Consider the following 13000-nt stretch of genomic DNA (forward strand, 5'->3'; position numbering starts at 1 on the left):
CCCGAGGACGGTAAGGAAGAAAACCCCGTCAACCTCGACCCCCGCATGGCCAAGCTCGCCGGCGGCGTCCACCGCCTCGACGGACAGCTCATGGTCGTCCTCGACGTCGACCGCGTCCTCGAGCTCGCGCCCGAGATGATGGCGGCCTGATACGGCGGCATTGCCGCCGAGGGACTTGCGATTGGAAGTGCCCCGCAAAGGGGAAAGGAAGCAGAGGTTCACATGCGAACTTGTCTCGTCGTTGATGATTCCAGCGTCATCCGAAAGGTTGCGCGCCGGATCCTGGAGGGGCTCGACTTCCAAATCCTCGAAGCCGAGGACGGTGAGAAGGCGCTGGAGGCCTGCAAGCGCGGCCTGCCGGACGCGGTGCTGCTCGACTGGAACATGCCGGTCATGGATGGCTACGAGTTCCTCGGCCATCTCAGGCGCATGCCCGGCGGCGACCAGCCCAAGGTGGTGTTCTGCACCACCGAGAACGACGTCGCGCATATCGCGCGCGCTCTGCACGCCGGCGCCAACGAATACATCATGAAGCCGTTCGACAAGGACATCGTGACGGCGAAATTTCAGGAAGTCGGCCTGATCTGAGCGATCTCCCGGAGGCTGAACGGATCCTTCGGCGCTTGTTTTCAACTGAACCGTTTCAGTCTGAGTTGGTGTGTAATGAGTGTTGCGTTCGCAGGTAATTCGACCACGAGCACGTCGCGCGAAACCGGGCCGCTGCGGGTGATGATCGTCGACGACTCGGTCGTCATCCGCGGTCTGATCTCGCGCTGGATTGGTGCCGAGCACGACATGGAGGTCGCGGCCTCGCTGCGCACCGGGCTCGAGGCGGTCAACCAGCTCGACCGCATCAATCCCGATGTTGCCGTGCTCGACATCGAAATGCCCGAGCTCGATGGCCTCTCGGCGCTGCCGCAACTGCTCGCCAAGAAGCGCGATCTCGTCATCATCATGGCTTCCACCCTGACCCGCCGCAACGCGGAGATCAGCTTCAAGGCGTTGTCGCTCGGCGCAGCCGACTACATTCCCAAGCCGGAATCGACGCGTGAGGCGTCGGCCGCGGACATTTTCCATCACGACCTGATCCAGAAGATCCGCCATCTCGGCGCGCGGCTGCGTCGCAAGTCTGCGGTTGCGAGTCCGCCGCTGGCGCCGGCGAGCCCGGCTCCCGTCGCGCGCAGTCCTGTCGCGCGGCCTGCCGCGCCTGCGCCCGCTCCGGCCCCCTCGTCAGGCTCGGTGTCAACGCGTCCGTTCTCGACCCAGGCGCCCAAGGTGCTGTTGATCGGCTCCTCGACCGGCGGTCCTCAGGCGCTGATGTCGCTCGTCACCGAGCTCAGCGCCGTGATCGATCGCTTCCCGGTGCTGATCACCCAGCACATGCCGCCGACCTTCACCACCATCCTGGCCGAGCATCTGGCGCGCTCGAGCCGCCGGCCGGCGGCCGAGGCGGTCGACGGCGAGCCGGTCAAGCCGGGACGGATCTACCTCGCACCGGGCGGCAAGCACATGCGCGTCACGCGCAGCGGCGCCGATCCTGTGATCGCGCTCGACGACGGCCCCGCCGTCAATTTCTGCAAGCCTGCGGTCGATCCGCTCTTCACCTCCGCCATCGACGTCTGGCACGGCAACATCCTCTCGGTGATCCTGACCGGCATGGGCTCGGACGGCATGCGCGGCGGCAAGGACATCGTCGCGGCCGGCGGCAGCGTGATTGCGCAGGACGAAGCCTCCAGCGTGGTCTGGGGCATGCCCGGCGCGGCGGCCAATGCCGGCATCTGCGCGGCGATCCTGCCGCTCAACCAGATCGGCGCCAAGGTCAACCGCCTGTTCGCTGGAGACCGCTCGTGACGCCCGCAGATTACGACTATCTGCGCAAGTTCCTGAAAGAGCGCTCCGGTCTCGATCTCTCCGCCGACAAGCAATATCTGGTCGAGAGCCGGCTGCTGCCGCTCGCCCGCAAGGCAAGCGTTCCCGGCATCCCCGACCTCGTCCTGAAGATCAGGAACGGCGACGGCCGGCTTGCGACCGACGTGGTCGAAGCGATGACCACCAACGAGACGTTCTTCTACCGCGACAAGATTCCGTTCGATCACCTGCGCGGCACCATCCTGCCGGGCCTGATCCAGGCGCGCGCGGCGCGCAAGTCGCTTCGCATCTGGTCGGCGGCCGCCTCGACCGGGCAGGAGCCCTATTCGATCGCGATGTGCGTGAAGGAGATGGGCGCGGCGCTCGCGGGGTGGCGCATCGAGATCGTCGCCACCGATCTGTCGCAGGAGGTGCTGGAGAAATCCAAGGCGGGCCTCTACAGCCAGTTCGAGGTGCAGCGCGGCCTGCCGATCCAGCATCTGGTGAAATACTTCACGCAAACCGGCGAGCTCTGGCAGCTCAACGCCGACATTCGCGCCATGGTGCAGTTCCGCCAGCTCAATCTGCTGCAGGACTTCTCCCATCTCGGCACGTTCGACGTGATCTTCTGCCGCAACGTGCTGATCTATTTCGACCAGGACACCAAGGCGGTGATTTTCGAGCGCATGGCGAAGGCAATGGAAGCCGACGGCACGCTGCTGCTGGGCGCTGCCGAATCCGTCGTCGGCATCACCGATGCATTCCGCCCGATCGCCGATCGCCGCGGCCTCTATCAGCTCAACCCCGCGCGCTCCGGCCGTCCGATGGGCGGATTGATGCCGCAGCCGCTGAAGGTCGCCGCGGCGAGATGAAGTTCTCTTTGTCATTCCGGGGCCGCGCATAAGCGCGGAGCCCGGAATCCATAACCACAGGCCATCGAAATAGGCAGGCGGTTAGACCAGGGCCATTTCATCCGACTGTGGTTATGGATTCCGGGCTCGCGACTTTGTCGCGCCCCGGAATGAGAAAATCACAAAATCGCATGCGGCAAGAACCGCGAGCGGTTGCCCGTGATCGGGCTCTCGTCCTCGCGGATCGATATCCCGCAGGGCTCGTGGTTCACCAGCCAGCTTCCGATCACCGGATAGCAGCCCGAAAAGTTCGGCAGCGGTGCCAGCGCCTGACGTACGAAACCTTCGGCGCCGTACGGCCCCGTCTGCTCGTCGAGCGGCATGCCGCCGGAGACCAGCGTGACATTGGCGCCTTCGCGCGACAGCAGCGGCTTGCGCACATAGGACGTGCCGAGCTCGGCGGCGCGCGGATCGTCCTCGAAGAAGGCCGGCAGCAGATTGGGATGGTTCGGAAACATCTCCCAGAGCAGCGGCAAGATGCCCTTGTTGGAGAGCACCGCCTTCCACGGCGGCTCGATCCAGCGCGTTGGCGCATCCTTCAGCTTTGCGCCGAAGGCGTCCTGGAACATCCATTCCCAGGGATAGAGCTTGAAGGCGAGCGCGATGTCGTTCTCGCCGAGATCGACGAAGCCGCCGGCCTCGTCGCGCCAGCCGACCTGCTCGATGTCGAGCAGCGTCGTCGAGAGTCCGGCCTGGCGCGCGGTGTCTTCGAGATAAGCGAGCGTGCCGGCGTCCTCTTCGTTGCCGGTGATCCCTGTGAGATGGACGTGACGGCTCCCAGCGATCTCCTTCCATGCCGCGATCAGCCGCTCGTGGATGGAGTTGAATTGGTCGGCACGCGAGGGGATGACGCGGCGTTCGATCGCCTGTTCGAGCCAGGTCCATTGGAACACCGCGGCCTCGAAGATCGAGGTCGGCGTGTCCGCGTTGTATTCGAGCAGCTTTGCCGGCGACTTGCCGTCGAACCTCAGATCGAGCCGGCCGTAGAGGCTGCGGTCGTCGCGCTTCCAGCTCTCGACGATCAGGCCCCAGAACGCTTCCGGAATCTTCAGCCGTCGCAAGGAACGCTCGTCGCCGATGACGCGGCCGGCGAGTTCCAGGCACATCGCGTCGATCTCGCCGGTCGGCGCCTCGATGCCTCGCTCGATCTCCTCCAGCGTAAAGCCATAATAGGCGCGCTCGTCCCAATAGCGCTCGCCGTCGATGGTGTGGAAGACGAAGCCGCATCGTGCGGCGGTCTCCCGCCAGTCGTCGCGCTCGAGGCAGGTGATGCGCTGCATGGATCAGCCGCCGCCCGAGAAGCCGTGGCCGAACGAGCCGAAGCCGCCGCGGCTCACGCTGCTATGGCTGACATTGGACGACGTTCCCGACGAGGAATGGCTGGAGGAATCGCCGCTGAACAAGCTCGATCGCGACGACCAGCGCGAACTGCTGCCGCCCGACGAACTGCTGCTGCTCGTGCAGGTCGTGGTCGTCTGCCCCGGCACGGCGCCGGGCGTGGGCTCGCAGTTCTGCCGCGGCATCAAGGTATAGGCCGTGGTGCCGACGGCGATCGTGCCCATCACCAGCAGCGCGACGTGGCCGGAGCGCTTCACCGGCGGTCGCGGCGGCTCGGCGACTGGCCGGCGCTTGCCGAACTCCTTCTTCGCGGGTTTGTCGGCCATGTCAGTAGATCATGCTGGCGGCGTTCAGCAGGCCCGCGGCGAGCGAGGACAGGCCGAGCCAGATCGCCGGGGCAAGCTCGCCGTCATCGATGCGCCTCGACAAGTCCGGCACCGGAACCTTGACGAGATAGAATACGATGACCTGCACGATCAGCGCGATCGTCGCCCAGATCAGGCAGTCCAGCACGTTGGCCGAATGCGCGATGGCGCTGACCAGCGGCGCCACGAAGCCGAGCAGGCTGAGCCCAAGCGCGATCGCCGCGGCCGGCTGGTTGTCGCGAATGAGCTGGAATTCGTTATGCGCCGTGATGCGGGTGTAGACGAACAGATAGGCCACGATCACGATCAGCCCGGTGCAGAAATAGACCAGGAAGGCGGGCAGGCCGGCGAGTGATTGCAGGATCATCGTTCCCCCATCGTGCAGCGACCATTCGTCGGCAGGGGAAGGCTAGGGGTTCAAACGTTAAGCTTCCAATGAAGCGTCCCCCCAAAAACGAAAACCCCGCCATTTGCGGCGGGGTCCAGGCTGGGAGGAGCGAGCCTGACTGGGCTCGCGACGTAACCCAGGGATCAGGCGGGGATGCGCTCGTCGGCCTCGTGCGGCTCGCGCAGCACGTAGCCGCGGCCCCAGACGGTCTCGATGAAGTTGCGGCCCTCGGAGGCGTTGGCGAGCTTCTTGCGGAGCTTGCAAATGAAGACGTCGATGATCTTCAGTTCGGGCTCGTCCATGCCGCCATAGAGGTGGTTGAGGAACATTTCCTTGGTGAGGGTCGTGCCTTTGCGGAGCGAGAGCAGCTCCAGCATCTGATATTCCTTGCCGGTCAGATGCACGCGCTGACCGCCGACTTCCACCGTCTTGGTGTCGAGGTTGACGACGAGGTCGCCGGTCTGGATGACCGACTGGGCATGGCCCTTGGAGCGGCGCACGATGGCGTGGATGCGGGCCACCAGCTCGTCCTTGTGGAAGGGCTTGGTCATGTAGTCGTCGGCGCCGACGCCGAGACCCTTGACCTTGTCCTCGATGCCGGCGAGGCCGGAGAGGATCAGAATCGGTGTCTTGATCTTGGAGACCCGGAGCTGCTTGAGCACATCGTAGCCGGACATGTCGGGCAGGTTGAGGTCGAGGAGAATAATGTCGTAATCGTATAGTTTACCGAGATCGACGCCTTCTTCCCCCAAATCGGTCGTGTAGACGTTGAAGCTCTCCGACTTCAGCATCAGCTCGATCGACTGCGCGACGGCGCTGTCATCTTCAATCAGCAAAACGCGCATGCCAGTTCCCCATAGTCGCCGCTCCTGGGCGTCAGGTCGGCCGCATTCGCGGCACTCAACAAAACGCCTTTGAACAACTGATTCGGATCCTGACAACAGATGGTTAACAAAGTCTGATTCTGGAACGCAAGTCCCCCCGGTGCAATTTTTGTCGAATCGCCCTAAGGTCTTGCGTACGAAGCAGCTTTCGTTACCCGATTCCGTTCAAGCTCCACTTTAAGAGACGGGCCTAACCGACTCCCGCGACTCAGCCTTCTTCTGAAGGGGAGGCACGCTCAGTCTCAAAGACAGTGACGCAATGATTAATGATGCGGGTAAACACGAAGTTAAGCGCCGTTCAGAAATATGGCGAAACTTAAGGTTTTCACCGTGATGTCCCGGGATCACCGAAGGCGACCATCTCATGAGGACCCTCATATGAAGGTGCGCTGCTGATGAAGGCCCCCCGATGAAGGCGCTGGCCGAACAGATCGGCGACATCGACGGCATCAACATCTATGGCCGCGTGGTCGGCGTTCGCGGTCTGATGGTCGAGGTGGCCGGCCCTATCCACGCGATGTCGGTCGGCGCGCGGCTGGTGATCGAGACCGGCGCCAACCGCACCATTCCGTGCGAGGTGATCGGCTTCTCCGGCAACAATGCCGTGGTGATGCCGTTCGCCGGCCTCGAGGGCGTGCGCCGCGGCTGCAAGGCGGTCATCGCCAATGCCGCCAACCAGGTGAGGCCGTCCGCGGCCTGGCTGGGACGCGTCGTCAATGCGCTGGGCGAGCCGATCGACGGCAAGGGGCCGCTGCCGCAGGGCTCTTCGCCGATGCCGTTCCGCAATACGCCGCCGCCCGCCCATTCGCGCAAGCGCGTCGGCAGCCCGCTCGACCTCGGCGTGCGCGCCATGAACACCTTCCTCACCTGCTGCCGCGGTCAGCGCATGGGCATCTTCGCAGGCTCCGGCGTCGGCAAGTCGGTGCTGCTGTCGATGCTGGCGCGCAACGTCGATGCCGATGTCAGTGTCATCGGGCTGATCGGCGAACGCGGCCGCGAGGTGCAGGAATTCCTGCAGGACGATCTCGGCGAGGAGGGCCTTGCGCGCTCAGTCGTGGTGGTCGCGACCTCCGACGAGCCGGCCCTGATGCGCCGCCAGGCGGCCTACCTCACGCTCGCGGTCGCCGAATATTTTCGCGACGAGGACAAGGACGTGCTCTGCCTGATGGACTCGGTGACGCGCTTTGCGATGGCCCAGCGCGAGATCGGCCTGTCTGCCGGCGAGCCGCCGACGGCCAAGGGTTACACGCCGACCGTCTTCACCGAGTTGCCGAAGCTGCTGGAGCGTGCCGGGCCGGGATTGGGCGAGGGCGCCATCACCGCGATCTTCACGGTGCTGGTCGACGGCGACGACCATAACGAGCCGATCGCCGATGCCGTCCGCGGCATCCTCGACGGCCACATCGTGATGCAGCGCTCGATCGCCGAGCGCGGCCGCTATCCCGCGATCAACATTCTCAAATCCGTCTCGCGCACGATGCCGAAATCGGCCGATCCGCAGTTCTGGCCGGTGATCCAGCGGGCGCGCCAGGTGATGGCGACCTATGCCGACATGGAGGAATTGATCCGTCTCGGCGCCTACCGCGCCGGCTCCAGTCCCGAGGTCGACGAGGCCATCCGCCTCAACGAGCCGCTGGAAGCCTTCCTGCGCCAGCGCAAGGACGAAAAGGCATCGCTCGCGGAGGGCTATCGCCAATTGGCGCAAATCCTCGGCAATTTGGAAACGGAACGCTAACTTTGTCCGGTCATCATCCGATCCCACAGAGTAGCAGAGCCGGTCTGGGCCCCCTTCGGGCCCGTGGGGTGACCGGTATCGTCCCACGTGCAGCGGGGGGACTTCTGGGGAGTACGAGTCGATGAAGTCACGAGATACCCTCATCCGCCTGAAGAAGTTTCAGGTCGACGAGAAGCGCCGCCGGGTCACCCAGATCGAGACCATGATCGCCGACTTCCAGCGCATGTCGGTCGATCTCGAACGCGAGATCCAGACCGAGCAGGAGCGCGCCGGGATCAACGATCCCTCGCACTTCGCCTACCCGACCTACGCCAAAGCCGCGATCCAGCGCCGCGAGAACCTGACCCGCTCGGCCGACGAGCTCAAGGGCCAGCTCGAGGAAGCCAAGGCCGCACTGGCCGAGGCCTTCGAGGAACTGAAAAAGGTCGAGCTGCTCGACGAGCGCGACCAGGCCCGCGAGCGTGCCGAGGAGAACGCCCGCGAGCAGGCTGACCTCGACAGCATCGGCCTGATGCGTGCCCGTATCGGCGCCGTCGCCTGAGCCGCTAGCACCAGATCATCTAGGAATTCCAGAACCCGGACCCGCAAGGTCCGGGTTTTCGCATGTGCTGTCCACAGTGTGGCGCCGCGCCCCTTGGTGGTCGGCTTGGCTGCGCGCTATGGTGGTGCGGTGCCGGGGTCTGCGCCGAACGCGACGGCCGCGTGTTGGGGGGCTGAATGCTGACGCCAGCGGAGCTGGTCGGGTTGATTGAGGCGGTGGCGAAGGGCGATCAGGCCGCGTTCGAGCGCCTCTACGCCGCCACGCGCGCGAAACTCTATGGCGTCGTGCTCCGTATCTTGCGCAGGCAGGATCTCGCGGAGGAGGTCATTCAGGAGACTTACGTCAAGATCTGGAACAGCGCCGGCCAGTTCAATCCGGCCCTGTCCTCGCCGATCACGTGGATGGCCTCGATCGCCCGCAACCGCGCCATCGACATCGTCCGCAAGAAGTCGGAAGCCTCCATCGAGGAAGAGCCTCAGGCGATGGAAGTCGCGGCCGAAAGTCCCGATCCGCTGGCCCGCCGCGAGATGACCGAGGAGCTGAAGCGGCTCCTGGAATGCATCGGCCGGCTCGAGCCGGGCCGTCAGAGGCTCGTGCTGCTCGCCTATTACAACGGGTGGAGCCGCGAGCAATTGGCGGAGAAGTTTTCAGCGCCGGTCAACACGGTGAAGACGTGGCTGCGGCGCAGCATGCTGGATATCCGGGAGTGCCTCGGACTGTGATCGCTTGGATGATGAGGGTGGTTCTGGACTGCAATTGATGGCCTACACGGAGGACCATATCGCGCTCGCCGCGGAATATGCGCTCGGGACGCTCGGCGCCGACGAGCGCGCGCAGGTCGAGACCATGATGGCGGTGGACCCGGCGTTCGCCGAGATCGTGCAGGCGTGGGCCTATCGGCTCGGCGTGCTCAACCAGATGGTCGGCTCGGTCGAGCCGCGTCCGATCGTGTGGGAGAACATCAGGGCGGAGATCGCGCGCACGATCGCCGCGCAGGAGCCGCCTGCGCCTGCCGAAGCTTCGCCGCCACCACAGCCGCCTGTGCCCGAGACGCCCTCACTGGCAGCTGCGGAATCTCCGCCCGAGAGCTCGCAGTCGGCTGAGGTGCAGCAGCCCGAAGCCGCCGCGCCTGAGGCGCCGCGTCCCGAGTTTGATGCTGTTCCGGACATCGCGCCGCAATTCATCCCGCAAGTCCATGCGCCGGATGCCAACCTCGTCCGTGCGGCCCAAGCGCCGGTGGTCGACGACAGCAATGTGATTCGTCTCGAGAGACGGGTGAAGCGCTGGCGCACCATCGCTTCCGCCATGGGCGCGCTCGCGGCCGCGCTGCTCGTAACGCTGTCGCTGCAGATCTTGCTGCCCGACGCGCTGCCGGGCGCTTTGCGTCCCCCGCCGCGCATCCAGACGGTCGAGGTGAAGACGCCGGCCGCGCCGCTCGCCGCCTCCGCGCAATATGTTGCGCTGCTGCAGGGCCAGGGCGGTGGCCCCGCCTTCATCCTCACCATCGACGGCGCGACGCGGAATTTCACGGTGCGGAAGGTCGGCGCGACGCCGGAGCCCGGCAAGAGCTTCGAGCTCTGGCTGATCTCGGACAAGCTGCCGCGCCCGCGCTCGCTCGGCGTGATCGGCGCCGGCGATTTCACCGCGCGTCCACTGCTCGCCTCCTACGATGCCGAGGTCGTCAATAGCGCGACCTTCGCCGTCACCATCGAGCAGGCGGGCGGCTCGCCGAACGGCCAGCCGACCTCCGCCCCGGTGTTTTCCGGCAAGCTGATCGAGACCGTGCCGCCGGCCCAACCGCAGGCGCCCGCGCAAAAATAGGTGCCACGGCGACTGTCGCCACGGTCCATCCCGCTGTCGCAGCCCGACAAGTGCTCCCGAATCCGCCCTCGATTTGAACCTCGCCTCGGTCCACGGCGTCAAATTCCCGGAATTTGAACGCGATTGATGCCGGAAAGGGCGAGAAAATCAGATGGATGCAGCGAGAACGCCGGGCATCTTCCTTCACCAATATGCAGGCCTGCCGCACGGTCCGGCCTTCGAGCATTGGCGCGAGCGGGCCGTCGGTCGCTGCGGCCTCGATATCGGGCCGAGCCATGGCGACAGCATCGATTGCCGGCTGCAGATCAGCGTCGTCGACAACATCACGCTCGCCATTCCGGAAGGCGCCTCGGCGCAATATTCCCGCACGCAGAGCCACCTTGCCGACGGCAGCGACGATCTCGTCCTGATCGCGGCCCACGCAGGGCTCGTCCGCGTCGGGCAAAACGGCCACACCGTCGAGCTCACGCCCGCCCAGATGGTGCTCGTCGACATGAGCGTGACCGGGACCGTCGGCCACACCGAGGCAGACCGCTTCACCAGCATTCGCATGCCGCGCCGTGCGCTGCTCGACATCAATCCACGCGCCGAGGACAAGCTCTCGCAGGTGCTCGTCGACGGCGCAGTCGCCGAGACCATCTTCCGCTACCACGCGCTCGCCGCCAATCACGCGCCGCATCTCGATGCGGTCGGCCAGCGCCTGACCGCGCAGCACATGGTCGATCTCGTCGGTCTCCTGCTCGGCACCGATGCCGAGCACGCAAGCCGCGCCCGCGGCCGCGGGCAGGCGGCGGCGCGCCTCGATCTCATGCGCGCCGACGTGATGGCCGCACTCGGCCGCAACGATCTCTGCCTCGCCGAAGTTGCGACGCGCTCGGGCTTGAGCCCGCGCCAGGCCCAGCGCCTGTTCGAGCAGGCCGGCACGACCTTCACCGAATTCGTGCTGGAGCAGCGCCTGCTCCACGCGCGCAAGCTGCTCGGCGATCCCCGCGCCAGGATGCGCAAGATCAGCGACATCGCGCATTCCTCCGGCTTCTCCGATCTGTCCTACTTCAACCGCGCCTTCCGCAAGCGCTTCGGCACGACGCCGTCGGAGCTGCGCGAGGCGTAAATCGCGATTTTGTGCAGCGGCGCGGACGCCGCCGCATTTGGTCGCCGCCTGCTGTTGAGCTAGTCTGTTTCTGCGGGCTGACCGCGGGTGTCTGGAGAGCGCAGTAGGCGGAGATGGCGCGTATCGTCGTGCTCGGCGCCGGGTTTGCGGGGTTGTGGGCGGCCATCGGCGCCGCGCGCAAGCGCGAGGAGATCGGTGCGAGCGATCGCGACATCGAGATCCGTCTCGTCGACCGCAATCCCTATCACAATATCCGCGTGCGCAATTACGAGGCCGATCTCGCCGAGGTCGCGCTTCCGCTTCCGCAATTGCTCGATCCGATCGGCGTCAGCCACGGCCTTGGCGAGGTCGAGGCGATCGATCCGGCCCGGCGCGAAATCTCGCTCGTCACCAGCGCCGGCAAGGAGACGCTGCACTATGACCGCCTCGTGCTGGCGCTCGGCAGCGCGGTGATGCGTCCCGACATTCCCGGCCTTGCCGCGCACGCCTTCGACGTCGACACCTATGCCGCGGCGCTCCGCCTTGAAGATCATCTGGTTTCGCTCGGACGCAGCGCGCCGTCTCCGGGCCATTCAACGGCGGTCGTGGTCGGCGCCGGCTTCACCGGCATCGAAGTCGCAGCTGAGATGCCGGACCAGTTGGCGCGCGCAGGGATCACCGGCCGCCGCCGCATCGTCCTCGTCGATCCCAATCCGAGCGTCGGCGCCAGCATCGGCGCGAACGCGCGCCCGGTGATCGAGACGGCCCTGGCTTCGCTCGACATCGAGACGCGGCTCGGCGTGCGTGTCGCCGCGATCGAGGCCGCGGGCATGCGCCTGAGCTCGGGCGAATTCATTCTGGCACGGACGGTGATCTGGTGCGCGGGCATGCGGGCAAGCCCTTTGGCCGCGAGCTTTCCGGGCGGGCGCGATTCCCTCGGGCGTCTCCTCGTCGATCCCTTCATGCGCGTGGCCGATGTCGACGGCGTGTTCGCGGCCGGCGACGTCGCCTCGAGCGTGATCGACGGGCTGCATCCGACGGTGATGTCCTGCCAGTTCGCCCGTCCCATGGGCCGCTTCGCCGGCCACAACGTGGTCGCCGATCTCGTCGGCCTGCCCATGCTGCCGCTGCGGATCGACTGGTACGTCACCGTGCTCGACCTCGGCGGCTGGGGCGCGCTCTATACCGAAGGATGGAATCGCGAGGTCCGTGCCACCGGCGCGGCGGCAAAGGCGACCAAACAGACCATCAACCGCAAGCGCATCTATCCGCCGCTCTCGGGGCACAAGGACGAGCTGTTCGCGGCGGCCGCGCCGACCGTGCAGGCGCCGCCGCCGACGTATGGGGGAAGGTAGTTGGCAGGGCCGTGCCGCTTGCTCCGTCATTGCGAGCGCAGCGAAGCAATCCAGAGTCTTTCCGCGGAGGCAGTCTGGATTGCTTCGCTGCGCTCGCAATGACGAATTGGACGCGCGTGCGCTCGCAATGACGAGATACCAGAAATGGGAAAGCGCCCGTGGGGGGCGGGCGCTTTCTGTAGTCGACTTGGGGTTGGGGTCGTCTACATATCCACGTGGCGACTTTGGGGGGCTGGTAAAGAGCCGCGTGAATTCACAAAACTCGTCAGATCTCCTTAGCGAACGAGGGACGCGTTCGAACTGGTGACAACGACCGGCTTGCCGGCCTTGATGACGCGGGCGGTCTGGGTCAGGCCTTCATCCGAACCCGAGCGTGCCGTAATGCCGAGGCCAGCCACCGCGATCCCTGCGACGAGGGCGACGACCACGATTTTCAAATGGGTCGCGCGATCTGCGCTGTAAATCGAGTGGTTCATGGAAGCCTCCTGCCGCCATCTACCCGAAGTAGTCGCCGGCCGTTTGAGGCAGGTTCATGCTTCCGGTGCCCATCAACCTAGTATCGGGGGGATTCGTTCCCAAGGGGCCATCACAAGGGCGTGATATGACGTGATAGATCGCGATCAAAGGCGACCCTTGATCGTTCTTTTGTATAATTATTTCAAAGCTGTAATGAGCCTATGCCGGGCTTTTGAGGCCTTTGGGGGACAAGGCGCCAGGAACTCAA

Annotated in this window: 14 protein-coding genes and 1 pseudogene; 10 read left to right on the forward strand and 5 right to left on the reverse strand. The window is 65.4% G+C overall.

What is annotated here, in order from left to right; translation table 11 throughout:
* From I6F16_RS22385 to I6F16_RS22400, 4 genes and pseudogenes are all read left to right on the forward strand, one after another.
* A pseudogene (locus tag I6F16_RS22385) lies at nucleotides 1-150 on the forward strand (chemotaxis protein CheW); the annotation flags it as partial.
* A 72-nt stretch (nucleotides 151-222) separates the two neighbouring features.
* Nucleotides 223-588 (forward strand): response regulator, encoded by a 366-nt coding sequence (locus I6F16_RS22390; RefSeq protein WP_007600538.1) that lies wholly within the window; start codon nucleotides 223-225, stop codon nucleotides 586-588.
* A gap of 75 nt (nucleotides 589-663) precedes the next feature.
* Nucleotides 664-1851 (forward strand): chemotaxis response regulator protein-glutamate methylesterase, encoded by a 1188-nt coding sequence (locus tag I6F16_RS22395; protein WP_225115058.1) that lies wholly within the window; start codon nucleotides 664-666, stop codon nucleotides 1849-1851.
* Nucleotides 1848-2720 (forward strand): protein-glutamate O-methyltransferase CheR, encoded by an 873-nt coding sequence (locus I6F16_RS22400; protein ID WP_225115057.1) that lies wholly within the window; start codon nucleotides 1848-1850, stop codon nucleotides 2718-2720. The genes I6F16_RS22395 and I6F16_RS22400 overlap by 4 nt, the downstream gene beginning before the upstream one ends.
* Before the next feature lie 158 nt (nucleotides 2721-2878).
* On the opposite strand, the gene I6F16_RS22405 is transcribed toward I6F16_RS22400, so the two are convergent.
* The 4 genes from I6F16_RS22405 to I6F16_RS22420 all read right to left on the reverse strand — a co-directional run bounded on the left by I6F16_RS22405 (nucleotide 2879) and on the right by I6F16_RS22420 (nucleotide 5695).
* On the reverse strand, nucleotides 2879-4039 hold the full coding sequence (locus I6F16_RS22405) for a glutathionylspermidine synthase family protein (RefSeq protein WP_036011885.1): 1161 nt from the start codon (nucleotides 4037-4039) through the stop codon (nucleotides 2879-2881).
* A gap of 3 nt (nucleotides 4040-4042) precedes the next feature.
* The gene (locus tag I6F16_RS22410) at nucleotides 4043-4423 is read right to left on the reverse strand and encodes a hypothetical protein (RefSeq protein WP_074448088.1); all 381 of its coding nucleotides are present in this window, start codon (nucleotides 4421-4423) and stop codon (nucleotides 4043-4045) included.
* Nucleotide 4424: 1 nt separating this feature from the next.
* On the reverse strand, nucleotides 4425-4829 hold the full coding sequence (locus tag I6F16_RS22415; RefSeq protein WP_036011880.1) for a DUF350 domain-containing protein: 405 nt from the start codon (nucleotides 4827-4829) through the stop codon (nucleotides 4425-4427).
* A 164-nt stretch (nucleotides 4830-4993) separates the two neighbouring features.
* Entirely contained in the window at nucleotides 4994-5695 is a 702-nt protein-coding gene (locus tag I6F16_RS22420; protein WP_016848562.1) for a response regulator transcription factor, read from the reverse strand.
* Between the two features lie 448 nt (nucleotides 5696-6143).
* Between I6F16_RS22420 and fliI the strand changes: the two genes are divergently transcribed.
* From fliI to I6F16_RS22450, 6 genes are all read left to right on the forward strand, one after another.
* Nucleotides 6144-7469: a flagellar protein export ATPase FliI gene (gene fliI, locus I6F16_RS22425; protein ID WP_036011877.1), complete on the forward strand. Its 1326-nt coding sequence runs from the start codon at nucleotides 6144-6146 to the stop codon at nucleotides 7467-7469.
* Between the two features lie 121 nt (nucleotides 7470-7590).
* Nucleotides 7591-8010 (forward strand): flagellar export protein FliJ, encoded by a 420-nt coding sequence (fliJ, locus tag I6F16_RS22430; RefSeq protein ID WP_025032035.1) that lies wholly within the window; start codon nucleotides 7591-7593, stop codon nucleotides 8008-8010.
* Between the two features lie 176 nt (nucleotides 8011-8186).
* Nucleotides 8187-8732: a sigma-70 family RNA polymerase sigma factor gene (locus tag I6F16_RS22435; protein ID WP_225115056.1), complete on the forward strand. Its 546-nt coding sequence runs from the start codon at nucleotides 8187-8189 to the stop codon at nucleotides 8730-8732.
* Nucleotides 8733-8769: 37 nt separating this feature from the next.
* Entirely contained in the window at nucleotides 8770-9831 is a 1062-nt protein-coding gene (locus tag I6F16_RS22440) for an anti-sigma factor (RefSeq protein ID WP_225115055.1), read from the forward strand.
* 151 nt (nucleotides 9832-9982) lie between these two features.
* Nucleotides 9983-10942, forward strand: coding sequence for an AraC family transcriptional regulator (locus tag I6F16_RS22445; RefSeq protein WP_225115054.1), 960 nt, complete (start codon nucleotides 9983-9985; stop codon nucleotides 10940-10942).
* A 113-nt stretch (nucleotides 10943-11055) separates the two neighbouring features.
* The gene (locus I6F16_RS22450; protein WP_225115053.1) at nucleotides 11056-12276 is read left to right on the forward strand and encodes an FAD-dependent oxidoreductase; all 1221 of its coding nucleotides are present in this window, start codon (nucleotides 11056-11058) and stop codon (nucleotides 12274-12276) included.
* A gap of 275 nt (nucleotides 12277-12551) precedes the next feature.
* Here the strand turns inward: I6F16_RS22450 and I6F16_RS22455 are convergent, their stop codons facing one another.
* Nucleotides 12552-12752: a hypothetical protein gene (locus tag I6F16_RS22455; RefSeq protein WP_036011854.1), complete on the reverse strand. Its 201-nt coding sequence runs from the start codon at nucleotides 12750-12752 to the stop codon at nucleotides 12552-12554.
* Nucleotides 12753-13000: the final 248 nt, after the last annotated feature.

It is taken from the genome of Bradyrhizobium sp. IC4060, assembly GCF_020193715.1.
GTDB lineage: Bacteria > Pseudomonadota > Alphaproteobacteria > Rhizobiales > Xanthobacteraceae > Bradyrhizobium > Bradyrhizobium yuanmingense.

Coding starts and splice junctions, on each gene's coding strand:
- fliJ (WP_025032035.1), top strand. CDS start 7,591: ATGAAGTCACGAGATACCCTCATCCGCCTGAAGAAGTTTCAGGTCGAC.
- I6F16_RS22420 (WP_016848562.1), bottom strand. CDS start 5,695: ATGCGCGTTTTGCTGATTGAAGATGACAGCGCCGTCGCGCAGTCGATC.
- I6F16_RS22455 (WP_036011854.1), bottom strand. CDS start 12,752: ATGAACCACTCGATTTACAGCGCAGATCGCGCGACCCATTTGAAAATC.
- I6F16_RS22415 (WP_036011880.1), bottom strand. CDS start 4,829: ATGATCCTGCAATCACTCGCCGGCCTGCCCGCCTTCCTGGTCTATTTC.
- I6F16_RS22390 (WP_007600538.1), top strand. CDS start 223: ATGCGAACTTGTCTCGTCGTTGATGATTCCAGCGTCATCCGAAAGGTT.
- I6F16_RS22440 (WP_225115055.1), top strand. CDS start 8,770: ATGGCCTACACGGAGGACCATATCGCGCTCGCCGCGGAATATGCGCTC.
- I6F16_RS22435 (WP_225115056.1), top strand. CDS start 8,187: ATGCTGACGCCAGCGGAGCTGGTCGGGTTGATTGAGGCGGTGGCGAAG.
- I6F16_RS22450 (WP_225115053.1), top strand. CDS start 11,056: ATGGCGCGTATCGTCGTGCTCGGCGCCGGGTTTGCGGGGTTGTGGGCG.
- fliI (WP_036011877.1), top strand. CDS start 6,144: ATGAAGGCGCTGGCCGAACAGATCGGCGACATCGACGGCATCAACATC.
- I6F16_RS22405 (WP_036011885.1), bottom strand. CDS start 4,039: ATGCAGCGCATCACCTGCCTCGAGCGCGACGACTGGCGGGAGACCGCC.
- I6F16_RS22410 (WP_074448088.1), bottom strand. CDS start 4,423: ATGGCCGACAAACCCGCGAAGAAGGAGTTCGGCAAGCGCCGGCCAGTC.
- I6F16_RS22445 (WP_225115054.1), top strand. CDS start 9,983: ATGGATGCAGCGAGAACGCCGGGCATCTTCCTTCACCAATATGCAGGC.
- I6F16_RS22395 (WP_225115058.1), top strand. CDS start 664: ATGAGTGTTGCGTTCGCAGGTAATTCGACCACGAGCACGTCGCGCGAA.